19 protein-coding genes are annotated in these 22,233 nt (G+C 70.0%); 7 read left to right on the top strand and 12 right to left on the bottom strand.

All coding sequences use genetic code 11. The features are described 5' to 3' along the window. Window positions 1-128: 128 nt before the first annotated feature. Window positions 129-701, top strand: a complete 573-nt coding sequence (locus QSV35_RS02930) for a hypothetical protein (RefSeq protein ID WP_286286540.1) — start codon at window positions 129-131, stop codon at window positions 699-701. Window positions 702-793: 92 nt separating this feature from the next. Here the strand turns inward: QSV35_RS02930 and QSV35_RS02935 are convergent, their stop codons facing one another. Next, the gene (locus tag QSV35_RS02935) at window positions 794-1,612 is read right to left on the bottom strand and encodes an ABC transporter permease (protein ID WP_286286542.1); all 819 of its coding nucleotides are present in this window, start codon (window positions 1,610-1,612) and stop codon (window positions 794-796) included. Between the two features lie 40 nt (window positions 1,613-1,652). Between QSV35_RS02935 and QSV35_RS02940 the strand changes: the two genes are divergently transcribed. Next, a complete protein-coding gene (locus tag QSV35_RS02940; protein ID WP_286286544.1) occupies window positions 1,653-2,798 on the top strand; it encodes a glycosyltransferase family 4 protein in 1,146 nt (381 codons plus the stop codon). A 32-nt stretch (window positions 2,799-2,830) separates the two neighbouring features. Here the strand turns inward: QSV35_RS02940 and QSV35_RS02945 are convergent, their stop codons facing one another. The 4 genes from QSV35_RS02945 to QSV35_RS02960 are packed head-to-tail and all read right to left on the bottom strand — an operon-like array spanning window position 2,831 to window position 7,231. Beyond that, window positions 2,831-3,937 (bottom strand): glycosyltransferase, encoded by a 1,107-nt coding sequence (locus tag QSV35_RS02945; protein ID WP_286286546.1) that lies wholly within the window; start codon window positions 3,935-3,937, stop codon window positions 2,831-2,833. Further along, the gene (locus QSV35_RS02950; RefSeq protein WP_286286548.1) at window positions 3,937-4,965 is read right to left on the bottom strand and encodes a glycosyltransferase family 4 protein; all 1,029 of its coding nucleotides are present in this window, start codon (window positions 4,963-4,965) and stop codon (window positions 3,937-3,939) included. The genes QSV35_RS02945 and QSV35_RS02950 overlap by 1 nt, the downstream gene beginning before the upstream one ends. Beyond that, complete coding sequence (locus tag QSV35_RS02955; protein WP_286286550.1) at window positions 4,962-6,077, bottom strand: glycosyltransferase family 4 protein; 1,116 nt, start codon at window positions 6,075-6,077, stop codon at window positions 4,962-4,964. Before QSV35_RS02955 ends, QSV35_RS02950 begins: the two co-directional genes overlap by 4 nt. Then, complete coding sequence (locus QSV35_RS02960) at window positions 6,074-7,231, bottom strand: glycosyltransferase (RefSeq protein WP_286286552.1); 1,158 nt, start codon at window positions 7,229-7,231, stop codon at window positions 6,074-6,076. Before QSV35_RS02960 ends, QSV35_RS02955 begins: the two co-directional genes overlap by 4 nt. A gap of 97 nt (window positions 7,232-7,328) precedes the next feature. Between QSV35_RS02960 and QSV35_RS02965 the strand changes: the two genes are divergently transcribed. Beyond that, window positions 7,329-8,372, top strand: coding sequence for a MauE/DoxX family redox-associated membrane protein (locus QSV35_RS02965; RefSeq protein ID WP_286286553.1), 1,044 nt, complete (start codon window positions 7,329-7,331; stop codon window positions 8,370-8,372). Here the strand turns inward: QSV35_RS02965 and QSV35_RS02970 are convergent. After that, entirely contained in the window at window positions 8,361-10,331 is a 1,971-nt protein-coding gene (locus QSV35_RS02970; protein WP_286286555.1) for a glycosyltransferase, read from the bottom strand. The two genes, QSV35_RS02965 and QSV35_RS02970, sit on opposite strands and share 12 nt — an antisense overlap. 88 nt (window positions 10,332-10,419) lie before the next feature. On the opposite strand from QSV35_RS02970, the gene QSV35_RS02975 reads away from it, so the two are divergent. Together QSV35_RS02975 and QSV35_RS02980 are read left to right on the top strand one after the other, a co-directional pair. Beyond that, a complete protein-coding gene (locus tag QSV35_RS02975; RefSeq protein ID WP_286286556.1) occupies window positions 10,420-11,598 on the top strand; it encodes a glycosyltransferase family 4 protein in 1,179 nt (392 codons plus the stop codon). A 31-nt stretch (window positions 11,599-11,629) separates the two neighbouring features. Beyond that, window positions 11,630-12,265: an arsenate reductase/protein-tyrosine-phosphatase family protein gene (locus QSV35_RS02980; RefSeq protein ID WP_286286559.1), complete on the top strand. Its 636-nt coding sequence runs from the start codon at window positions 11,630-11,632 to the stop codon at window positions 12,263-12,265. A 13-nt stretch (window positions 12,266-12,278) separates the two neighbouring features. Here the strand turns inward: QSV35_RS02980 and QSV35_RS02985 are convergent, their stop codons facing one another. From QSV35_RS02985 to QSV35_RS02995, 3 genes are read right to left on the bottom strand one after another with little or no spacing between them, the layout of a single operon-like run. Beyond that, window positions 12,279-13,781 (bottom strand): hypothetical protein, encoded by a 1,503-nt coding sequence (locus tag QSV35_RS02985; RefSeq protein ID WP_286286561.1) that lies wholly within the window; start codon window positions 13,779-13,781, stop codon window positions 12,279-12,281. After that, a complete protein-coding gene (locus tag QSV35_RS02990) occupies window positions 13,778-14,989 on the bottom strand; it encodes a serine hydrolase domain-containing protein (protein ID WP_286286563.1) in 1,212 nt (403 codons plus the stop codon). The genes QSV35_RS02985 and QSV35_RS02990 overlap by 4 nt, the downstream gene beginning before the upstream one ends. 26 nt (window positions 14,990-15,015) lie before the next feature. Continuing rightward, complete coding sequence (locus tag QSV35_RS02995; protein ID WP_286286566.1) at window positions 15,016-16,632, bottom strand: biotin carboxylase; 1,617 nt, start codon at window positions 16,630-16,632, stop codon at window positions 15,016-15,018. A 154-nt stretch (window positions 16,633-16,786) separates the two neighbouring features. On the opposite strand from QSV35_RS02995, the gene QSV35_RS03000 reads away from it, so the two are divergent. After that, window positions 16,787-17,515, top strand: coding sequence for a hypothetical protein (locus QSV35_RS03000; RefSeq protein WP_286286568.1), 729 nt, complete (start codon window positions 16,787-16,789; stop codon window positions 17,513-17,515). A 112-nt stretch (window positions 17,516-17,627) separates the two neighbouring features. On the opposite strand, the gene QSV35_RS03005 is transcribed toward QSV35_RS03000, so the two are convergent. Genes QSV35_RS03005 through QSV35_RS03015 form a run of 3 tightly spaced genes read right to left on the bottom strand, consistent with a single transcriptional unit; the run spans window position 17,628 to window position 19,388 of the window. Further along, window positions 17,628-17,858, bottom strand: a complete 231-nt coding sequence (locus QSV35_RS03005) for a helix-turn-helix domain-containing protein (protein WP_286286569.1) — start codon at window positions 17,856-17,858, stop codon at window positions 17,628-17,630. After that, window positions 17,855-18,604 carry a hypothetical protein gene (locus QSV35_RS03010; RefSeq protein ID WP_286286571.1) on the bottom strand — a complete coding sequence of 250 codons (750 nt, stop codon included), beginning with the start codon at window positions 18,602-18,604 and terminating at the stop codon, window positions 17,855-17,857. Before QSV35_RS03010 ends, QSV35_RS03005 begins: the two co-directional genes overlap by 4 nt. A gap of 40 nt (window positions 18,605-18,644) precedes the next feature. Continuing rightward, window positions 18,645-19,388, bottom strand: coding sequence for a hypothetical protein (locus QSV35_RS03015; RefSeq protein WP_286286573.1), 744 nt, complete (start codon window positions 19,386-19,388; stop codon window positions 18,645-18,647). A gap of 157 nt (window positions 19,389-19,545) precedes the next feature. On the opposite strand from QSV35_RS03015, the gene QSV35_RS03020 reads away from it, so the two are divergent. Then, on the top strand, window positions 19,546-22,071 hold the full coding sequence (locus tag QSV35_RS03020; RefSeq protein ID WP_286286575.1) for an ATP-dependent Clp protease ATP-binding subunit: 2,526 nt from the start codon (window positions 19,546-19,548) through the stop codon (window positions 22,069-22,071). Window positions 22,072-22,233 lie beyond the last annotated feature (162 nt).

The raw sequence follows: 22,233 nt of genomic DNA on the forward strand, positions 1-22,233 counted from the left end.
GTATGGACGTCTGGCGGCTGGGGCACCAGACGGCCCGTGGACTTGCATCATCGTGTCCCGGCACAGCAACGTAATATCGTCTTCCGCACCGGGGCGCGTCGGCCCCGCAGATCCTGGGGGTCACCAAAATGAGCGAGCTCGAGCAGCCGCCTGCCGACGGTATCAGCCGTCGAACCGTCACCAAGGCCATGGCGTGGGCCGTTCCGGTCATCGCCATCGCCGCACCCGCTCCGGCCTTCGCCGCATCGGGAAACCCTCCGACGATCACGGTCGGCAACGCCTACAAGTGGCCGGGAGCGAGTTGCAACAACTTCCCGCACCCCGCCAATCTCGACGCGAACAAGGGTTACGTCCTCACCGCCAAGGTGGTGAACAACACCGGCAAGACGATCTTCCTCTACAACGCGTCGGTCGCGACCAACGCCAACGTGACCTTCGACGTGGTCGGCATCGTCCCGGACTTCGGGACGCCGATCAACAACGGCGACACCGTGGTCGTCCTCATCTTCGCGAACGGCGCCAGCAGCGCGAACCTGAGCTTCACCGGCACCCTGACCGTGGGATGGGGACACAACTTCCCGGGCCCCGACCCCGACAACCACCCGCCCGTGGTCGTACCGTTCACGGTGAACTGCACGCCGACGCCGACGTCCGCCGGCTTCTCGCAGTGCGAGTTCCCGTTCTCCGGCGGCAAGTGCTAGGACACGTTGCCTGTCCGTCAGGTGATGCAGAACGCCCCGGTTTCGACCGGGGCGTTCTGCGTTGACATGTCGAGGCTCTCGCCGAGCGGCCGTCAGATGAGGTCGGCGAAGGTGCGCTCGTAGCGCTGGAAGACCATCGCGCCGAGGAAGAACACGAGCACGGCGACGACGAGCGAACCGATCAGCTGCCATGCGGGCGGGATCGGCGCGCCGAGCGCCGACCATCGGAAGCCGTCGAGCATCCATCCCAACGGATTGGCGAGGAACAACGGCTGGAGATTCGCGGGCACGGCGTCGGTCGGATACGCGACCGGTGTCGCATACAGCGCGACTTGCAGGACCCACGGCAGGACGTACTGCACGTCGCGGTACTTGACCATCCACGCCGACGCGGCGAGTCCGATGCCGAGCGCCGTCAGTAGGAAGATCAGCACCCATACCGGCACGAGGAGCACCGGCCAGCCGGGATTCACCCGGTAGATGACGAGCAGCACGATGCCGAGCGCGAAACCGACGCCGAAGTCGAGCACGGTCGACGCGGCGCCGGACAGGGGCACCAGCATCCTCGGGAAGAACACCTTCGATACGAGCGCCTGGTTCGCGACCAGCGATGATGCGGCACGCGACAGCGTGCTCGAGAACAGCGTCCACGCGAGCATGCTCATGAAGGTGAACAGGAACGGCGGGATGCCGCCGTACGAGATCTTCGCGACCGCGCCGAAGATGATCGCGAAGATGCCCGCGGACGCGAGCGGCTGGATGAGCACCCAGGCGACGCCGACGAATGTCTGGCGGTAGCGCAGCACGATGTCGCGCTGGCCGAACCGCATCGCGACCTCTCGCGCCTCCCACAGCTCCCGCCACGGCGGCAGCGCGAGCCGGCCGGGAGGCGTGATGACGGTGGGACGCACCCAACGATCGTACCGGCGTGCCCTTCCGTAGGATGGCCGCATGCCGGGGGAGCGCGTCATCCATCTGATCACGCCTGGTGACCACTTCTCTCCCCGTACGGGCTCGGCGATCCCGACCGTCGTCGATGGTCTCGCGCGCGCTGCGGAGCGGGCCGGTGCGCCCCGGCATGCGGTCGTCCTCGACGAATCGACCTGGACGCCGCGGTACGACAGCGCGGACATCATCGAATACGTACGCGCGCCGGGACCGACCAGGCTCGAGCGGTACACGGACCCCCTGCGCGGACGGATGGGGATGCCACGCGCAGCCGGCGCCCGATACTACGAGCCGCTCGCCGCGGCCGTAAGCGACCTGCCGCCGAGTGTCGTCCTCGCCCACAATGCGCCGATCGTGCCGTGGCTCCTCCGCGACAGCGCCCACACCGTCGTCCTATACGCGCACAACGACCTCTGGGGGACCTACTCGCGCGCAGAAGCAGGTCGGGCGCTGAGGGATGCTGCGGCCATCGTCTGCGTCAGCGAGTCGCTCGCCAGCACCACTCGCGAGCGGGTGCCCGCGGGAATCGCCGAGCGGATCCACGTGGTCCGCAGCGGGGTGGACCCGCAGCAGTTCACCCCGCGGGTCGCGCGGGCCGACGGCCCCGTCCGCATCGCCTTCATGGGCCGGGTCATTCCGGACAAGGGCCCGGATGTGCTGCTGCGCGCAGCCTCCGAACTCGACAGCGCGCATGCGGAGATCGTCATCATCGGCCGCCCGGGTTTCGCCGCCGATGCGCCCCTGAGCGACTACGAACGAGAGCTCCGCCGGCTGGCGGGGGAGTCGAGGATCCCGGTGCGGTTCGCGGGATTCGCCGCCCGCACGGAGCTCGCGGAAGAGCTTCGCGCCGTCGACGTGTTCGTCGTCCCCTCCCGGTGGAACGAACCGGCGACACTGACGGTCGGGGAGGCTCTCGCCACCGGCTTGCCGACGGTCGCGAGCGACATCGGCGGGATTCCCGAGATGCTGGGCGATGCGGGGATGCTCGTACCAGCGGACGACCCGCCGGCGCTGGCGGCCGCGCTGAGGGGTCTGCTCGCCGATCCCGACGCCCGCGGACGGTGGTCGCAGAAGGCTCGCGCACGCGCCGAAGCACGCGACTGGTCGTGGTCGTGGACGCATCTCTCGCACGTGCTCGACGGTCTGTGATCGCCGGCCGTCGTCGTCGCGCGCCGAGCGCCTCAGCTCAGGCGGTCGATGACGGCGCGCATCGCGGCCGCGCGATCGTCCCATCCGGGGACGTCGGCATCCGCACCCTCGGGGAAGACGGTCGACGCGGGGATGGCCGCGGCCGCGGCCAGCGGGAAGGTCGACGGCGGAACGACGCGGATGCGGCCGCCCACCGCTTCCCGGAAGCCCGCCACGGCGGTCGAGACGACGTGCCGGCCCACGGCCTCGTACTCGTACAGCTTGATGGGGTCGAGGCTGTCCGTGAACGGCGTGACGACATGCGGCACGACGAGCACATCGGCGTGCTGCAGGTAGGCGATGACGTCGTCGTGGGGGCGTGCACCGAGCAGCAGCACGCCCGAGTCGCGCAGGAGGGCCGTGTCGGCGGGGTCCAGGGCGTTCGGGCCCACGAGGACGAGCCGACTGTCGGTTCCCAGGGTGCGCGCCGTCGAGACGCAGAGATCGACGTCGAGCCGATCGCGGTGGAGCGTCCCGACGTAGACGGCGGAGCGCTCCGGCAGATCGGCGGGCCGGGGGTGCGGGACGCGGTAGGCGTCGACGTCGACCGCGTTCGGGATGAGGACGACGTCGGGGCGCTCGCCGGACTTGCGCCGCACCAGCTCGCGCGAGCACGCCACGACGGCTTCTGCATGCGCGAGCAGCCACGTCTCGTCTGCGCGCACCCGGTCGAGTTCGGCCGCGGGACGATCCGCCGCCACCCAATCGTCCGTGATGTCATACAGCGCCAGCCACCCCGTGAGGCGGGCGAGGGGAGCTGCGCCCGGATCGTTGACCCAGAGGAAAGGATGCGTCATCCCTGCGTGCCGCACGGCGGCCTGCACCGCACGCGCGAGGCGCAGATCGGCGCGCGGATCGACGCGACGTGGCAGCATCTTCATCGGCCGGAACCGCAGCAGGCGCCCGCCGTAGCCGGCAGGCGTCACTCGCATTCCACGGGACGGGCGGCGGCGCGACACCACATCGTGCAGCGGATCGGCCGCGGGCTCGACGAACAGCACGCGCAGCGCGGCATCGGTGTCCAGCAGGCGCGAGACGAGGTGTTGATTGCGGCGCCACACGTCGTCCCACGGCTCGAGCGACATCACGACGAGGTCCATCAGTGATGCCTCCGCTCGATCGCGGCGCGGTAGACGGCCTCGGTTCCGGCGGCCTGCGCGGCGATGGAGAATTCGGTGCGCTGGCGCTCCCGAACCGCCGCGCCGAGCGCGGCGCGGCCGGGTTCATCCGCCACGAGGGAGATGAGGCTGCGGGCAGCCGCATCCGGGTCCTCTGCCTCGTAGAGCGCCCGCGGATCGAGCCCGTCGAGGATCTCAGTGTGCCCGCCGGCATCGGCCGCGACGACCGGGGTCCCGGATGCCATCGCCTCGAGCACCGCGAGCCCGAGGCCTTCGACGGTGCACGGCGCCAGGAAGACGCCCGCGCGCTGCATGAGCGACGGGACATCGGTGCGGACGCCGAGGAAACGGGCGCTCACGCCGAGTTCCGCCGCCAGCGCCTCGAGCCGCACACGTTGGGCGCCGTCGCCCGCGATGTCCAGGGTCCACCCGGAGTCGGCGAGACGGGAGCTCGCAAATGCGCGGATGCCGAGGTCGGTGCGCTTCTCGACCTCGAGCCGCTGCGCCATCAGGACGATCCTCTGCCGCGAGACCCCGGCGTCCTCCACATTCTCGACACCGGAGTGCACGACGGTGCTGGGCCGGCCGATCGCCTCCGCGACCGCGCGGCTGATGGAGATCTCGGCATCGATGCGATTGCCGATGAGGGCGTCGATCCGGATCGGGCCGATCGTGCCGCGCGGGCTCGTGAAGTGCCGCGTGGACACGATCGGCGGCCGGGACCGTCCACCTCGGAGTGCCAGGACCGCGCCGAGGTCCGCAGCGGTCATGTGCGAGTTGACGACATCGAACCGTTCACGGAGAGGCCGCACGGCCCGCGTCACGTCCGCGGTCGTGACCGCGGGCGTATGGGCCACTCCCGCGGCGTCGAGCGCGGGCCGCATCCGCTTCGGGTCTCCACCGATGACGTGCACCTCGTCGCCGCGCGCCGCCTGGGCGACGGCGAGGCTGAGGGCGTAGCGTTCGACACCGGCGAAACCGTCCGAGCGGATCGCATGAAGGACCCTCACTGGCGCGCTCCAGCGACCTCGAGCGTGCGGACGAGATCCAGGTACCGTTGCGCGATCTGAGCCCAGCCGTAGCGCTCGGCGACGTCTCGGGCGGCGCGCGCCGCTTCGTCCCTTTCCCGCGCGGCGGCGTTTCGGAGGGCTTGCGCGATCGCGGCCGACTCGGGGTGCACGATCTCTCCCGCGCGACCGTCGGCGAGCAGCTCGGGGGCGGCGCCGACCGGGGTCGCGATCGCGGGCACGCCGCACGCCAGCGCCTCGAGGACGACGAGAGCATTGGCTTCATAGGCGCTCGGCAGCACGAGGACGTCAGCAGCGTGCAGGACCGGAAGAACATCGGGCAGTGTGCCGAGGAAGGTCACTCGGGCATCCAGCCCTTGCGCTTCCACCGCGATTCGGGCCTGCCGCACGTCAGCGGGTGAGCCCCCCGCGACGACGAGGTGCACGCCCGCCGCGGCCGGAAGCGCGGCCAGGACGAGAGGAAGGCCTTTTCGATCGAACTCGTGGCCGACGAACACGGCGACGAAGGCGTCACGCGGAAGTTGCAGCGCGTCGCGTCCGCGTTCTCGCTCCGTCGGCGAAGGGACGCGGAAGCGCTCCAGATCGACGCCGTTCGGGATCACGGTGATCGGCGGATGCACCCGACCGTACTCTGCGCGCAGTGCCGCGGCCTCGCCCTGGGTGAGCGCGACAACCGCACGGTGGACAGAGCCCCGATAGCGGATGCGGTCTCGCGCGATGGTGAAGATGTGCAACGGATTGCGGACGATGCGCCAGGCGAAGTGCCCGCGGGCACGCAGCGACGCCTGCAGCACGCCGTGATTCACGTAGATGTCTCCCGCCATCACGTCGTTGTGGCAGATCGCGATGGCATCCGCGCTGCTGCGGAGGCGGCGACGAGCGAGGATCGTCCCCACCGTGCTGAACCAGAGGACGTTCCGCGCGCGCGTCAGACGGCCGACCGAGCCGTGGGACGCAGCGAGCCCGCTGTCACGCAGGGTGAATCGCGAGGTCTGCACTCCGAGATGATCGAACGCGCGCTCGAGCTCGTAGGCGACGCCGCCCACTCCACTTCCCGGTGCGATCTCCGGTGCGATCTGGATGATGCGCGTCATGCGCGTCTCGCGCTCGCCGCCGACTCGGCGGCCTTCTCCGCGGCGATCTCATTCGCGAGGTCCAGGTACTGCTGGGCGATGGCCGCCCAGGAATACCCCTCGACGCTCTCACGCGCGGCGACGGCGTACGTGCCAGGGAGCTGGGCGGCGATGCGCTCGAGCCGGTCGGCGATCTCGACCGGCTCGCGGTCCACGAGGTATCCGTTGACGCCGTCGACGACGACCTCGGGGGCGACGCCGACACGCGTCGCCACGACCGGAAGCCCTGAGGCGAGGGCCTCGAGGAAGACCAGGCCGCTCGACTCGTAGACGCTCGGCAGGACGAACATGTCTGCGGCGGCGAGGTACTTCTGCACACCGGTCTGTTGGCCGAGGAGCATCACACGATCGGCAACACCGTGCTTCTCGGCGAGCTGCTGTGCGTCGGCGACCATCTTCGCGTTGCCCCCGATGACGAGCAGCAGCACCGTCGGCGCGTGCGCAAGCGCCTCGATCGCGGTCGGGAGACCCTTGCGGTCGAATTCGTGGCCGATGAAGAGCGCGACGCGGTCTTCATCGTCGAGTCGGAACAACTCGCGCGCCTCGGCGCGTTCGGCGGGGGACGGCGGGCGGTACGCGTCGAGGTCGACCCCGTTGGAGATGACGGCGACCGGCATCCCTATGCGCCCGTAGCTGTTGCGGAGAGTCTGGACCTCGGCTTTCGTCAACGCGACGATCCGTCGGTGCGCGTGGCCGCGATAACGCGCCCGATCCCGGAAGTGGACGTACACGCGGGCGGGATCGATGAGGAGGCGGAGCCCGGCACGCCCACGCGCGCGCATCGCGGCGAACAGCACCCCGTGATTGACGTAGACATCTCCGATCGTCACGTTGCTGTGGACGATCGACACCGCATCGGGCTGGGCGGCGAGATACGCGCGGGTGCGTCGTGTACCAACCGTCGACATCCAGACGACCCGCCACGAGGTCACGATCCGTGCGGTCTTGCGCCCGCGCATGCGGATCACGTCGCCCTTGCCCCGCCGCATGTCGGGGAACGTGTACGCCTCGACGTCCGCCCCGAGCCTGCGCAGTTCGCGATCGAGATTCCACGCCACTCCGGCGACGCCGGAGCCGGCGCTCATGAAGGGAACGACCTGCACGATCCGTGTCATGCGGCGCCCTCCCCTCGGCATGCTGCCCTCAGCCTATCCGCGCGCTCCTGCGCTGTATCCTGCGCCACCTCCGCCGCCGCGGCACTACCCTGAACCCATGCCGGCAGCCTTCCCGATCGCGTTCCCGCTCGTGCTCGCGGCCGTTCTCGTCGCTAGCGCCATCGCGAAGCTGCGCACGCCCGACGATCTCGCGGGCTGGGCGGATCTCGGTGTGCCGGCGGCGTTCCGTCGGGACTGGCTGCGCCGCCTGCATCCGTGGGGCGAGCTCGTGCTGGGGTTGGCCGTCGCACTCCTCGGAGGGTGGCTCGGTCTCCTCGCCGCACTCGCCGCGGTCGCGCTCATGCTCGTCTATGCGGTCCTCGTGGCGCGCGTGGCGGCGCGGGCCGACGACACCTCGTGTGCGTGCTTCGGTGCGCGCAAGCGGGTGACGCGCGTGACAGTCGCGCGCAACGTGTGGCTGACCGTGCTGGCTGTCGCATCGACGGCGGTGATCTGGACGACGCCGCTCCTCGGCGGGGCGCTGTCCGCGGGTATCCCGGACTGGTCCTGGCTCGTCGCGCTCGCGGTCGCGGGTGTGACGACGGCGTTCGTGCTGTGGCCTGATGAGGCCGAGGATGCAACGAAGGCGACGGATGCCGGGGGTCTGTCGGATGCGATGGCTCGAGCCATCGCGGACGCACAGGGTGACGACGAGCTCGACTACATCCGCACCCGCACGCCCGCGGTGCCGGTGACGCTCGCCGACGGCTCGATCGTGAACCTCCGGACGCTCAGCATGACCCGGCCGATCCTTCTTCTTGCGGTGTCGTCGACGTGCGGAGTCTGCGAGCCCGTGTATGTGAAACGCGACGAGTATCGGCAACTTCTGCCGGAGGTCGACGTGAGGCTGCTGCTGACCGTGTCCTCGGACGAATCCGGGTGGACCGAAACGACCGAGCCGCAGTCTCTCCACGACGTGGGCGGCTATGTGCGGGGCTCGATCAGCGATTGGGCCACACCGTCCGCCGTTCTCCTCGGTGGGGACGGCCTGCTCGCAGGCGGTCCCGTGACGGGGCATGAGGCCATCGACGACTTCGTCGGGGACATCTACGAGAGCCTGCACGGCGAGCGACCGCCCGCCGAAGCGCCGTCACCGGCCTGACAGGCGCGCCTCCACGCGGACGGGTCCGAGTCGGTAGAGGGCGGCGCGGCGGCGCGCGGACCGGCCGCGCTCGCCGGGGAGCAGCACCGAACGCGCCATCGCGCCGAGCCAGACGGCCGTGCGGGCGAGCGACCACCCGGCCGGGCCGAAGTGCTTGCGGTGATACCGCTCCTGCGACGCGTGGAAGTGGGCCTCGCGCACCCGCTCGTCGCTCGAGGTCCCGGCGCCTTCGTGGAGTGCCGCCACGCCCGCCGCGCACCCATGCCGCCAGCCGAGTCGCCAGGCGCGATACGCCCAGTCGGTCTCTTCGGCGTAGAGGAAGAACCGCTCGTCGAAGCCTCCGACCTGCTCGAGGGCCTCGGCGCGCAGGAGCATGACGGCCCCGATCACGTACGTGCCGCCGGCCTCGAACCGACCCAGCCCCGCCGCCTCCAGCCACGAGTTGAGCGGAGAGGGGAACGGCCACTCGACGCGCGCGGCATGGCCACCATCATCCGTCTGCTGGGGTGCGACACTGGCGAGTCGCGGGTCCGCGTGCAAGGCGGCCTGCAGAGCGGCGATGGCATCCGGAGCGATCCGTGCATCCGGGTTCAGCAGCAGCACGTCCGCGTCGGGGAGGAGCCGGTTCGCGAGTCCGAGGTTGACGCCCGCCGCGAAGCCGCCGTTGCGACCGGCGTCGAAGTAGCGCACGCCGAGCTCGGCGCAGAGGTCCGCGATCTCGGGCAGCGACGAGTTGTCGACGACCGTGACCGCGAGGGTGCGTACGGGCTCGAGCGCCGCGCGCAGGAGGTCCGGCGCCCCGTAGGCGACGACGATGATCTCGACTGCGCGCGGCTCGGTCTCGCTGGCGTGCGCAACGGAGGGCGCGGGCTCGTGCATCACCGAGCGATAGAGCGCGAGATAGTCCCCCGCCACAGCATCCCACGAGCACTCCGCCGCCCGTACGAAGCCCGCCGCCCGGAGCTCGGAAGAGCGTGACACGGCGTCGAGCAGACCCCTGCGGAGAGCCGGCGCATCCCCCCGCGGGACCACGATGCCTGCGCCGCCGACGACATCGGGGAGCGCACCGGAATCGCTTGCGACGACGGGGATGCCGCACGCCATCGCCTCGACGGCGACCCGGCCGAACTGCTCAGTCCACGTCGCGGTCGGCAGCGACGGCACCGCGAGGACATCGAGCGACCGATAGAACGCCGGCACGTCGTCCGGCTGCAGCGCCCCGAGGAGCTCGACGCGCCCCTCGAGTCCGCGGCGCGCGATCTCCGCCGGGAGGGCGGCTGCGAGCGGCCCGTCGCCGGCGATCCTGACCCGCATCCGCTCATCGCCGGCGACCGCGTCGAGCAGTACGAGCACGCCCTTCTCCGCGACCAGCCGCCCGACGAAGCCGACGGTGAGGCCGGCGCGGTCATCGGGGGAGTCCGCCGCTTCCCTCGGCGCGAACTCCGCCGCATCCACCCCCAGCGGAATGACGCGCGCGCGGCCGGCGAACCCCTTGCGCTCGGCGATGTCCGCCGCCTCCGTGTTGCAGGCCGACACGCCGGATGCGGCGCGGAGCGCCGACCGCTCGAGCCACCGGAACGGGATCGGGTACCGCTTGTCGAGATTCTGGGCGGTGTACAGGACGAACGGTGACCGGACACCCGACAGCCAGCGCAGGAACCGGATCTCCGCCGTCGCGAGGGCGAACGGCTCCTCGTGCACGTCCACGACATCCCATCCGGCGCGCAGCGCCCGGAACACGGGGCGTGGGTCGTAGACGAAGAGGGCGGGATGCGAACCCCACGTGCGCACGCCCGTCACCCGCTCGCCGGGGAGGGGATGCGGGGACACGGACACGCCGCCCTCGACCCACCGCTCGGCGCACAGAACCTCGACGTCGACGCCGCGGGAGGCGAGGGCGCGCTCGCGTCCGCGCCATGCGTCGACCACGGCGCTGTGCGAGATCCGCAGCACGCGCACGGCTCACCCCCGTACCTTCGGCTGGCGAAACTCTATCGGGCGTAAGCTCGGGAGGAGTCCGTCCGACCACGCGGCTGGGGAGGCGAATGTGGCCGACCGGGAGCGACGTCTGCGCACGCTCTTCCTGAATCACACGACTGTGCCCGGGGGGGCCGAGTTCGCGCTCGTGCGAATGCTGCGAGCCGATACCGACTGGAACGCGGTCGTGCTCCTGGCGCGCCCCGGTTCGTCCGGCGACGGTGTGTTCGCCGATCTCCCGCCGAACGCGCCCCTTATGCGCAACGGCGTGACACAGCGCTTCGGAGCGAGCAGCGCGGGGCGTCTGGCCCAGGCGGACAACGCCACGAGGCTCGCCGCGCAGGCGGCGGCGACCCGCATCCACCGCGCGTTCCGCACGGCGGACGTCGTCGTGGCCAACACGACCCGCGCGGCCGCGTACGGCGCGCTCGCGGCCCGCACGTCGCGCACGCCGTTCGTCGTGCACGTGCGGGACCTCGTGGAGGCCGAGGCGATCGGCGGGATGGGAGCCGCCATCATGCAGCGGATCGTCCTGCCCCGCGCGGACGGCGTCGTCGCCGACACCGAGCGTGCGCTGGCCTCCGCTCTGCCGTTCGTGCGTCCCGGCACGCCTGTGTCGGTCATCCCGAGCGCTTCCGGCATCTCGCGCGGGCCCGTTCGCGATCGCGGCGACGGCCCCGTCGTACTCGGGATGCTGGCGCGCATCGACCCGTGGAAGGGGCAGGAGCTGCTCCTCGACGCGTTCGCGCGCGCCTTCCCCGACGGCGACGAGCGGCTCGAGTTCGCCGGCGGCGCCCCGTTCGGCCATGAGGACTACGCCGAGCACCTCCGCCGTCGGGCGGCGGATCTGGGGGTGTCGAACCGGGTCGAGCTCCTCGGACACGTCGACGACGTCGACGCGGTGCTCGCGCGCTGGCACATCGCCGTGCAGGCCTCCACGCGCCCGGAACCCCTCGGCCAGAACGTGCTGCAGTACCTCGCGGCCGGCTGTGCCACGGTCGTCGCGGACGAGGGCGGACCGACCGAGTGGGTCGACGACGGTGTCAACGGGCGGAGGTTCGCGCCCCGCGATGTCGAGGCGCTCGCATCCGTCCTGGGTGAACTCGGAGCCGACGATGCGCAGCGAGGGGCCCTCGCTCGCGCAGCCGCCGAGACCGAAGGGCTGCGCACGGATGCCGAGATCGCCGCCGAGCACGCAGCGTTCTACGAGGACGTGTGGTCGGCGGTGCACCGGAGTGTGACCTCGTGAGCCGGGGCGGCGGACGGCCGGGGGAGCAGGCATGAACGAGGAGTTCCGCGTCCTCGTGGTGTGCACGGGGAACGTCCACCGCTCGGCGCTCGCCGACGAGCTCATGTCCACGTGGGCCGACTGGTATCTCCCGGAGGAGCTGCGCCGTCAGGTCGTGGTCGGCAGCGCGGGAACACGAGCGCCCGTGGGTGAGCCCATGGGCGTGATGACCCGCCGGGTCGCGACGTCGCTCGGCGTCTCCGGTGGCGAGCACACGGCGCGCATGCTGACCGACGACCTCATCGAGAGCGCCGACCTCGTGCTCACCGCGTCCCGCGCGCACAGCGACGAAGTCGTCCGCCGTGTGCCGCGCGCGATGCGACGGACGTTCACGATCCGCGAGGCGGGGCGCATCGCGGCGCTCGTGCCGCCGGGGCACCCGACCTATCTGTCCTATCTCCGCTCGGTCGTCGCGGCGATGGCCGATCTCCGGCACGACGCCGCGGCATCCCGCCCGTCCGACGACGACATCGTCGATCCGCAGGGGCGAGGGAGCGCTGGAGTGGATGCCATGGTGCGTGAGGAGATCCCGGCATTGGTGTTGCTCGCGCAGTCGCTGTGGGGGATGCCGGCGCCTGACGCCGACGCGTACAACGGTGCCGCGGCGGATCCTGCCGCGCTGCGCTGAGACGGCGGCCTCGTCAACCCGGACAAGGAACGCGGAAGAGCCAACTGCCGTGAATCAAGCGCCCGGTCGAGGGAGTAGCGTGCGACACGCAGGCGGCGATCGCCGGGTCGAGGCCGGAGCGATCCTCGAGGGTCGGAGGCCAGATGCTCACGATCCACATCGTGCGGGAAGGGTCCGTGGCATCCTTCGACGCCACCGGGCTGGTCCGCAGTGGATCCACGCTCTCGATACGACGCACGCCGAGGACAGGAAGCGGCCCGTCGGGCACGGTCTGGAGGATCTCACGGCGATATCCTCGGTCGCCGGAGGCCTCCGCGAATCCGTAGGCCACTCCGCCCTGCTCGTATCGCTGAACCACCACGAGCAGATCACCGGGCTGCGCTGAGGACCGGATATCCGAGGCGATCGCGGGGAAGTCGTCCCCGCGCAGCGGGTACAGCGCGGATTCCGCACCGCGGGCGCCGCCGACGATGAGGAGCACGATCGCCGCGCACGCTCCGACGACATCCCACAGACGGTGCTCCACGGCGAGCCGCCCGACGGCGGCGCCGATGACGAGAGCGGCGCCGATCGAGGACCAGAGGACGTATCGCTCGGCGAGTAGGGGCCGGATCGTCACAGACATGGCGAAGAGGAGGGCCGTCGGCGCGACCGCCAGTGCGAGCGCGAACAGCAACGGTCGCCTCCATGACCGGGTACCGCGCACGAGCGTCAGCAGACCGACCGCGAGGAAGACAGCGAGGACGACGGCGTCGAAGGCGACCGCTCTCCCCGGCGACAGCGACAGCGCTGCCGCGAGCGTCTGGACGGCATCACGGGCATCGACGCGCGACAGCCAATCGAGTTGTCCCCGCTGCCCGAGCCCGCGCAGGATCATGAGGAGCGTCGCAACGAACCAGGGGATGCTCACCGCCGCCCAGATCGCGGCGTTCCGCGCGCGGGGAGCGGAGACGGAGAGGATGACCGTCAACGCGAGTGGAAGGGCGGCGAGAGGCTGAAGAATCACCGCGACCACGCCTGCCGCCGAATACACGATCCATCCCGCAGCCGGACTGCGCGCGGTCCGAGTCGTATCGAGGGCGAGGATGGCGACGGCGACGGCCAGGATCGAGAGCGCGTAGGGGCGGGCATTCGCGCCGGAAGCGATTCCCGCCGCCCCGATGGCGAACGCGGAGCCCGCGAAGAGCCCCGAGACCGTACCGAACCAGCGCTGGCCGAGAATCCCGACGAGCGCCGACGTGGCGACGAATCCGAATGCAGACGCCCACCGCATCCCCTCACCGAGACCGGCGAGCGGTGCCAATGCATGGACGAGGAGGTAGTACGGCGCCAGCACGCCGTCCACATGGGATGTCGCCTCGAGCAGTCGCCCGGGGGAGAGCGACGCGTACATCGATGTCGCGAACTCATCGCGCCACAGGGGAGCGTTGCTCCAGCGGACCGCGACCAGCAGCGCCGCGAGCCCCGCCGGAATCGTGATGACGACCGCGCGGGCGAGCGCGGTCGGCCGGCTCACACGAGCGCCCACGCGGCCGCGTCGAACGCGGCGATCGTGGACAGGAGCTTCATCCCGTCCTGCGGCGTGGTCCAGGTCGACAGCTTTGCCGCGACGACGCCGGCGGCGCGGTTGATGTAGATCATCTGCCCGTGGATGCCGAGTGCCAGGAAGACGTCCGACCCGGCGCGCGGGAACCAGAATCCGTTGCGGTACATACCGCCGTCCATGAGCGTCGGCTCGGAGGCCGCCGCGAACGCCTCGCGGGAGTCGGGGGCGCCGGTCACGGTGTCCTCCACCCACCACGTGGGCAGCACCGGAACGCCGTCGAGGGCGAAGCCGTCGCGCAGGAACAGCGATCCGAATCGGGCGAGATCGCGCAGGGATGCGGAGATGCCGCCGTCGAACATGCCCTCGCCGACGCCGTCGACGCCGACGTGGGCGTCGGACTCCGCGCCCATGGGCTGCCACAGCCGCTCGGACATGACATCAGCCGGGTGACGTCCCGTGGCGCCCTCGATCACGAAGCCGAGCGCGTCCGTCTCGCACGACTTGTAGTCGAAGCGGCCGCCGTGGATCCGGTCGGCGATGAGTGTGGCGAGGAAGCCGAGCAGGGTGTCGGGTACGCCCTCGTGGACGCGCGGCGCCCATCCGATCGCCTCTTCGAGGAGGCGGACTTCGGCCGAGGAATCGAGGTAGTTCTCGGAGAAGCGGATGCCGGTGCGCATGTCGAGAAGATCGCGCACCGTCGCCCCCGCGTAGCCGGAGAGCGCCAGGGCGGGAACGTAGGCGGACACGGGGAGCGCCGCATCCAGCTCGCCCGTCCCCATGAGCGTGCCCGCGGTGGCGGTCGTGAGCGACTTGCTGACCGACATCAGCAGGTGCACGCCCTGCGGGCTCATCGGCTCGATGTACTCCTCGGCGACGACGGCGCCGTCCTTGGTGACGATCCACGCGTCGGTCGCAGTGTTCGCCATGATCTGCGCGAACGTCGAGGTTCCGGCATCCCACGGCAGGGTAACGGGCACGTCGGACAGATCGTGCGGGGTGCTGCCGAACGCGGTCGTGCGCGCTCCGCGGGGGATCGCACGGACAGGCAGGAAGCTCGCGATGTTCTGCATCGACCACGCGAGGAACCCCGCGGTCTGCCACTGGTCGAGCGGAGGGCCGGCAGGCCTGCTGGCGCGTCCGCCGATCACGAGCTCGTACGGCTCACTGCTGGAATACACCCGCTCAACTGTGCCATACCGCCCTGTCAGGACGCCTTCCCCTGCTCCGAGCGCGCCGGTGCTCGCTGCTCGAGCGGCGTCACCGAATACATCGCGCGGATCGAGTCGATGAAGTGCGTGGCACCGATCGTGAGCGCGCCGCGCGGGGTCTGCAGACGGCCCTTGGTCACGAGGATGCCGAGATCCGCGCCCTTCCAGCGGTAGTCGCCCGGCCCGTAGACGCGGAGATAGAACGCCTCGTGCTCATTGTTGAGCAGATGCCAGTCGAGCTCGGCGTGCGAGAACACGAGGGCGCCGTTCTGCGCCACCACGTATCTGCCGGTCGGCGGGGCGGAGTTGATGCGCTCGACGGTCGCCTGCGTGTGCTTGATGACCATCGTCGACCACTCGTCCTCGCTCGCCAGCTCCTCCCACCGCTCGTTGATCTCGGCGACGTCGAGCTCGAAGTCGACGCCGGAGTACTCCAGAAGATGGAAGGCGAACAGCGGGACGTCGGCGTACGCGCCTGCCGTGACATTGGTGACCGCCGAGGCGCCGCTGATACGCGGATTCAGCTCGCCGAGGTACACGTCGTTCGTGTCGGTGTCGATCAGCACATCGACCTCGAAGAACCCCCGGTAGCCCTCCTGACCGAGCCGGTTGCCCAATCGCTCCACGAGCCCCGCGGCGGTCTTGCGCGTCGGCTCGTCGAGCACGTCGGGGAACATCTCGTTGCCGGACCACCCGCCGCGGTACGGCGTCAGCTGGCGATGACCGGTGATCTCGGTCATGAACGGGCCCACGATCGTGCCGTGACGCGTGATCACCGCCTCGACGGCGATCGGGCGGTTGTTGATCCGCTTCATGATCTTGATCTCGACCCCGACGAGGTCGCCCGCGATCTTCGCGAAGTCCTCCTCGCCGGTGACGAAGTATGTGGTCTTGCCCGAGTCGCCGTAGGCGGTCTGGATGACGAGGTCGGTGCCGAGCTTCGCCTTCTTCGCCGCAGCCTTGACGTCGCTCCATCCCTCGACGGTCGTCAGCACGTTGGGCACGCTCGGCACGTCCACCTCGTTGCCGAGCTGGGTGGTCACGATCTTGGAGTCGAGCCGCTCGCGCAGTTCGGCGGACGGGAGGATGAGGTCGTACCCCAGCTCCTCGCAGATCTCCTCCGTCTCACGGTCGAAGAACACCATGACGATCTGCGGCCGGAGCCCCGGCGGGGTGCGCCGGGCGATGTGCGCGCGCACCTCCGCGTTGCGCAGGAGCCAGTTGTTGATGTGCTCGCCGCTCTCGAACTCGATGTACGGCTTGTCGTGCGGACTGAAGACCCGGGGATGCATCCCCTGCCACGCGTCGTAGTACACGATGTACGAGAAGCCGCGCACCATCCGGTCGAGGCCGAGGAGGTTGAACGCCGTCGCCCCGACGAAGAACACGGGCTGCGGGCTCGTGCGGAAGTGATGGCGGATCTCCGACATGTTCCGCAGGGCGTGCTCGGCACCGGTCTTCTTGGCCTTCCGGGCGCTCGCCGTGCGCTTTCGGCCCGTACGGGTGAGCAGCTTGAGCGCGTCTCCTGATGGCGGCGGAGCCGCATCCTTCGACTCTTCGTCCGCGGCTGACCGCTCCGCGACCGTCGTTCGTGTGCTCGTCCTGCGTGCCATGCCTGGACCCCCATCGCGTCCGTGGTGCCGTCATCTTTCCACAGAGGGCGCGCGGGCGGAACAGGGAATCCGACCCGCGACATGATCCACCCGAAGACGTGGGAATTTCGCCCGCGATCGGGCACGATGTACCTCAACGGGGAAAGGGGATCCCATGTCGCGATCCAGGCGTGGTGTCATCATCGGAGCGGTGTTCGGGCTGGCGCTTCTGGCGCTCGCGGGATGTTCATCAGGGTCGCCCTCGCCCGCCGGGACCTCGTCGGCGCCGACGTCGTCGACGGCCGTCGCAGGCGCGGCGTGGCTCGACGGCGGGCACGCGGTGGCGGTCGTGAGCATGGGCAGCTCGTCGTGCATTCCGGCTGCTGGGGCGATCTCGGCCAGCGGGCAGAAGGTCACGGTCGAGTTCGCGGCTCCGCCCGCGAACCAGGCGTGCACGTCCGACTTCGTGCCGCGCGCGACGTACGTCGCTCTCCCAGACGGCGTGAACCCCGCTCAGAACGTCCAGGTGACCGCGAACGGGTCGGTGACCGGCACGGTCACGCTGGCGGGACTCACTCAAGGGGTCGCGACGGCAGACCAGACGCCGACGGCCGGCTGGATCGAGGGGATGCAGAGCGGCGGTGAGCTGTCCGCGGGAGCCTTCGCCTTCGTGACCTGGGGGTCGTCGACGTGTCCGCCCGCGCTCGCCGCGGTGACGGCGGCGAGCGCATCCGACATCACCGTCGTGCTCGCGGCTCCTCCGGGACAGAAGACGTGCACGATGGACATGGCGCCGCGTGCCGCGGTCGCGGTGAGCCCACCGACGGTGACCGGTGCCGACGTGACCGTGTCCTTCGAGGGCGACGGCATCACCGGCTCGACCAAGATGCTCGGCACCCGCTGACGGGCACCGCTTCTGCGTGCTCCTCCCGCTGAGCGGAGGAGCGCGATCCTGCGGAGGGCTGAAGGAGCCGATTCGATCCTCCCTCAGCGCGGTGCCCTCCGCTCGGGAAGGCTCAGTCGGCGCGCACGAGCAGGTCGCCCACCTCGCAGTCGAGCGCCCGGCAGATCGCCGACAGCGTCGAATAGCGGATCGCGCGCGCGCGGTCGTTCTTGAGCACGGACAGGTTGACGATCGAGACGCCGACGAGCTCGCTCAGGTGCGTGAGCGTCATCCCGCGCTCCGCCAGCAGTTCGTCGAGCCGGCAGTGGATGCCGCTGAGCTCGTCCTCCTCGGCGGGCGTCACACGAGTCCCTCGGTGTCCTTCTGAAGGCGTGTGCCATAGCGAAGGATTGCGGCGAGGGCCGCGAATCCCAGGCCGGCCCCGATCGGCCAGAGGGGGAGCGTGAAGGATGACGTCGCCATCGGCCAGTTCTGGAGGGGATCGTCGTTCGGGTCACCCGTGCCCCCCGTCGCGCCCGTCCACGCCAGCAGCTCGTGCGACACCATCGATCCGGCGATGTCGCTCATGATCCCGGAAGCCATCCCGCCCACGAGGACGACAACGGCGGTGATCATGGCCATACGTGCCACGACCGGCGCGAAGGCCGCACCGCGGAGCAGCTGGAAGCAGGCCACGGCGATGAGGCCGGCGATGGCAGCCGGCACGAGGGCGCCGAGCGCCTGACCGATGCCCCACAGCACGCGGGCGCCCGAAGACGCCCCCTCGACCCAGACGTCGGCCTCGACGAAGCCGCCCTGAGCGAGGGTCGCCGTTGTACCGGAGATCGTCGTCCCCGGTGGCAGCGTCGGCCAGAAGGGCGACACCGGGATGGTGATGTGCAGCTGCGTATCCATGAGGGAGCCGACGAGCACGATGATCGCCGCCACCACGCCGAACAGCGCGGCGAGTGCGGAAACAGTCAACGTGAGCCCGATCGTGGGGTCGATGCCCCGCCGCCGCCAGGACCGGGCGGCCAGCACCAAGAGGGCGACGATCACCCCCACGATGATGAGCAGCACGAGGATGTGAGCCCACGAGAACGCACCCATCAGGCGCTCCTTTCAGACGAGAAGAACGTCGAAACACTCATCACACGAGGCCTTCGGTGTCTTTCTGCAGCCGAGTGCCCATCTGGAACGCCATCGCGACGAGGGCGAGGCCGAAGGCCCAGCCGATAGGCGCCGCGTCGAGGTTGAGGGCGAACCCGGCGAGACTCTCGTACGTGCTCGTCCCGTCGCCGCCCGCCGTGACCTCTGCCGCACCCAAGAAGTTGACGACCATGGCCCGGCCGTAGGCGCCCGCGAGCTGAGCCCCCATCCCGCCGATCATGACGGCGACAGCGGCGATCCCGATTCCGAGCGGAAGGAGCCGCGTGAACGGCTTGCGGCGGCGAAGCGCGATCGAGAGCCAGAAGATTGCGCCCCCGATCGCGCACGAGGCCACCAACGGCAGCGCTCCTTCGAGGAACAGCATCCATCGCGGACCGATGGGCAGTCCTGCGACCTCCAGCCAGGCAGTTTCGTACCCGGCGCCGACGATCGCGTCCGACTTGTCGGCGAACGCTGGGGTCCGATCGCTCGAGACCGGCATGCGCGGGATACGGGTCGGCTCGCTCGAGAACGTCAAGAACGCTGTCCCGACCACGGCCGCAGCGCTAAGGCCGGCCACGAGGAACGCACCGGTTCCGGTGATGGCGATGCCGATCATGTCGGCTCTCGAGAGGCCAGTACGGGAGGCCCCCCGTCGGCTCCGCGCGGCGAGCACGATGACCGCTCCCGCGATCACGACCGGCACGCCTACCCACAAGGCGAGGAACTCCCACGGTACGTACATCCGCATCCCCTTATCGATAGTCGTTGTTATCGACAAACGATAAGAGTCTGGACCCCCGCTGTCAACGGGTATGCCCCTGGCGAACACGGGCGCGCGCCCAGCCCCTGCTGGTTACGCTCGAAGCACGGCGCCACCAGTGCGCCCGGAGGAGTCGACGATGTTCGAGAGATTCACGGATCGTGCCCGTCGTGTGGTCGTGCTCGCCCAGGAAGAGGCGAAGATGCTCAACCACAACTACATCGGGACGGAGCACATCCTGCTCGGCCTCATCCACGAGGGCGAGGGCGTCGCAGCCAAGGCGCTCGAATCCCTCGGAATCTCGCTGGACGCCGTCCGCGAGCAGGTGCAGGACATCATCGGGCAGGGTCAGCAGCAGCCGACAGGCCACATCCCGTTCACGCCGCGCGCCAAGAAGGTCCTCGAGCTGTCCCTGCGCGAGGCGCTGCAGCTCGGCCACAACTACATCGGCACCGAGCACATCCTGCTCGGCCTCATCCGCGAGGGCGAGGGCGTCGCCGCCCAGGTGCTCGTCAAGCTCGGCGCCGACCTCAACAAGGTCCGCCAGCAGGTCATCCAGCTGCTCAGCGGCTACCAGGGCAAGGAGCCCGCCGCCGTCTCCGGTGCCGCGCACGAGAGCCAGCAGACCGCCCAGGGCGGCTCGCAGGTCCTCGACCAGTTCGGCCGCAACCTCACGCAGGCCGCGCGCGAGAACAAGCTCGACCCGGTGATCGGGCGCGAGAAGGAGATCGAGCGCGTCATGCAGATCCTGTCGCGCCGCTCCAAGAACAACCCCGTCCTGATCGGCGAGCCGGGGGTCGGCAAGACCGCCGTCGTCGAGGGCCTCGCGCAGGCGATCGTGAAGGGCGATGTCCCCGAGACGCTGAAGGACAAGCAGCTCTACTCGCTCGACCTCGGCTCGCTCATCGCGGGCTCCCGCTACCGCGGCGACTTCGAGGAGCGCCTGAAGAAGGTCACGAAGGAGATCCGCACCCGCGGCGACATCATCGTCTTCATCGACGAGATCCACACGCTCGTGGGCGCGGGCGCCGCCGAGGGCGCGATCGACGCGGCCTCCATCCTGAAGCCGCTCCTCGCCCGTGGCGAGCTCCAGACGATCGGCGCCACGACGCTCGACGAGTACCGCAAGCACTTCGAGAAGGATGCTGCGCTCGAGCGCCGCTTCCAGCCCATCCAGGTCGCCGAGCCGTCGTTGCCGCACGCCATCAACATCCTGAAGGGCCTGCGCGACCGCTACGAGGCGCACCACAAGGTGCAGATCACCGACGGCGCGATCGTCGCCGCGGCGAACCTCGCCGACCGGTACATCTCGGACCGCTTCCTGCCGGACAAGGCGATCGACCTGATCGACGAGGCCGGTGCGCGTCTGCGCCTCAGCATCCTCTCGAGCCCCCCGGAGCTGCGCGAGTTCGACGAGAAGATCGCCGCCGTCCGTGCCGCTAAGGAGCAGGCGTCGGAGGAGCAGGACTTCGAGAAGGCCGCCTCCCTGCGCGACGAGGAGAAGTCGCTCCTCGCCGAGCGCCTGCGCCTCGAGAAGCAGTGGCGCAGCGGGGATGTCGCATCCCACGCCGTCGTCGACGAGGGTCTGATCGCCGAAGTCCTCGCGCAGGCGACCGGCATCCCGGTGTTCAAGCTCACCGAGGAGGAGTCGAGCCGTCTCGTCTTCATGGAGAAGGCCCTGCACCAGCGGGTCATCGGCCAGGAGGAGGCGATCGCCGCCCTCGCGAAGACGATCCGCCGTCAGCGTGCCGGCCTCAAGGACCCGAAGCGTCCGTCGGGGTCGTTCATCTTCGCCGGCCCCACCGGCGTCGGCAAGACCGAGCTGGCCAAGGCGCTCGCGGAGTTCCTCTTCGACGACGAGGGCGCGCTGATCTCCCTCGACATGTCGGAGTTCGGCGAGAAGCACACCGTCTCCCGTCTGTTCGGCGCCCCTCCCGGGTTCGTCGGCTTCGAGGAGGGCGGCCAGCTCACCGAGAAGGTGCGCCGCAAGCCGTTCTCGGTCGTCCTCTTCGACGAGATCGAGAAGGCCCACCCGGACATCTTCAACTCGCTGCTGCAGATCCTCGAAGAGGGTCGTCTGACCGACGGTCAGGGCCGCGTCGTCGACTTCAAGAACACCGTCATCATCATGACGACGAACCTCGGATCGTCGGCGATCGCCGGCGGCCCGGTCGGCTTCCAGGTCGAGGGCAACTCGCAGACCTCGTACGAGCGGATGAAGGGCAAGGTCGACGAGGAGCTCAAGCGCCACTTCAAGCCCGAGTTCCTGAACCGCGTCGACGACATCATCGTCTTCCCGCAGCTGAACAAGGATGAGCTGCGCGAGATCGTGGGTCTGTTCACCAAGCGCCTCGGCGAGCGCCTGCTCGACCGCGACATGACGGTGGAGCTGACGGATGCCGCCAAGGACAAGCTGATCGAGATCGGGTTCGACCCGACGCTCGGCGCCCGTCCGCTGCGCCGCGCCATGCAGCGTGAGGTCGAGGACCGCCTCAGCGAGCAGATCCTGCACGGCGAGCTCAACCCCGGCGACCACGTGCGGGTCGACGCGAAGGACGGCGAGTTCGTCTTCGAGACCGCTCCGCGCGGCGAGAAGGTCGCGGTCGGCGTCGCGACAGCGGGAGAGATCCCGGCCACGCCGGATCTCGCGATCACGAGCGACTGACCCCGGTCGGGGGACCGATTCCGAAGAGGCGGATGCAGCGGCATCCGCCTCTTCGTCGTTCACCGCGGGCACCGCGACCTGACGTTGACTTGCCCCAAACGTGCGACACGCCAGGCGTGTCGCGTACAGATGAGGCAAGTCAAGGAGAGGGGCGCGGGGTTC

It is taken from the genome of Microbacterium candidum, assembly GCF_030315975.1.
Lineage (GTDB): Bacteria > Actinomycetota > Actinomycetes > Actinomycetales > Microbacteriaceae > Microbacterium > Microbacterium candidum.

Bases quoted from the DNA above. Each gene is read 5' to 3' on its own strand.
- QSV35_RS02930 (WP_286286540.1), top strand. From the start codon at position 129: ATGAGCGAGCTCGAGCAGCCGCCTGCCGACGGTATCAGCCGTCGAACC.
- QSV35_RS03020 (WP_286286575.1), top strand. From the start codon at position 19,546: ATGTTCGAGAGATTCACGGATCGTGCCCGTCGTGTGGTCGTGCTCGCC.
- QSV35_RS02940 (WP_286286544.1), top strand. From the start codon at position 1,653: ATGCCGGGGGAGCGCGTCATCCATCTGATCACGCCTGGTGACCACTTC.
- QSV35_RS03015 (WP_286286573.1), bottom strand. From the start codon at position 19,388: ATGTACGTACCGTGGGAGTTCCTCGCCTTGTGGGTAGGCGTGCCGGTC.
- QSV35_RS02995 (WP_286286566.1), bottom strand. From the start codon at position 16,632: ATGGCACGCAGGACGAGCACACGAACGACGGTCGCGGAGCGGTCAGCC.
- QSV35_RS02980 (WP_286286559.1), top strand. From the start codon at position 11,630: ATGAACGAGGAGTTCCGCGTCCTCGTGGTGTGCACGGGGAACGTCCAC.
- QSV35_RS03010 (WP_286286571.1), bottom strand. From the start codon at position 18,604: ATGGGTGCGTTCTCGTGGGCTCACATCCTCGTGCTGCTCATCATCGTG.
- QSV35_RS02960 (WP_286286552.1), bottom strand. From the start codon at position 7,231: ATGACACGGATCGTGCAGGTCGTTCCCTTCATGAGCGCCGGCTCCGGC.
- QSV35_RS02955 (WP_286286550.1), bottom strand. From the start codon at position 6,077: ATGACGCGCATCATCCAGATCGCACCGGAGATCGCACCGGGAAGTGGA.
- QSV35_RS02945 (WP_286286546.1), bottom strand. From the start codon at position 3,937: ATGGACCTCGTCGTGATGTCGCTCGAGCCGTGGGACGACGTGTGGCGC.
- QSV35_RS02965 (WP_286286553.1), top strand. From the start codon at position 7,329: ATGCCGGCAGCCTTCCCGATCGCGTTCCCGCTCGTGCTCGCGGCCGTT.
- QSV35_RS03000 (WP_286286568.1), top strand. From the start codon at position 16,787: ATGTCGCGATCCAGGCGTGGTGTCATCATCGGAGCGGTGTTCGGGCTG.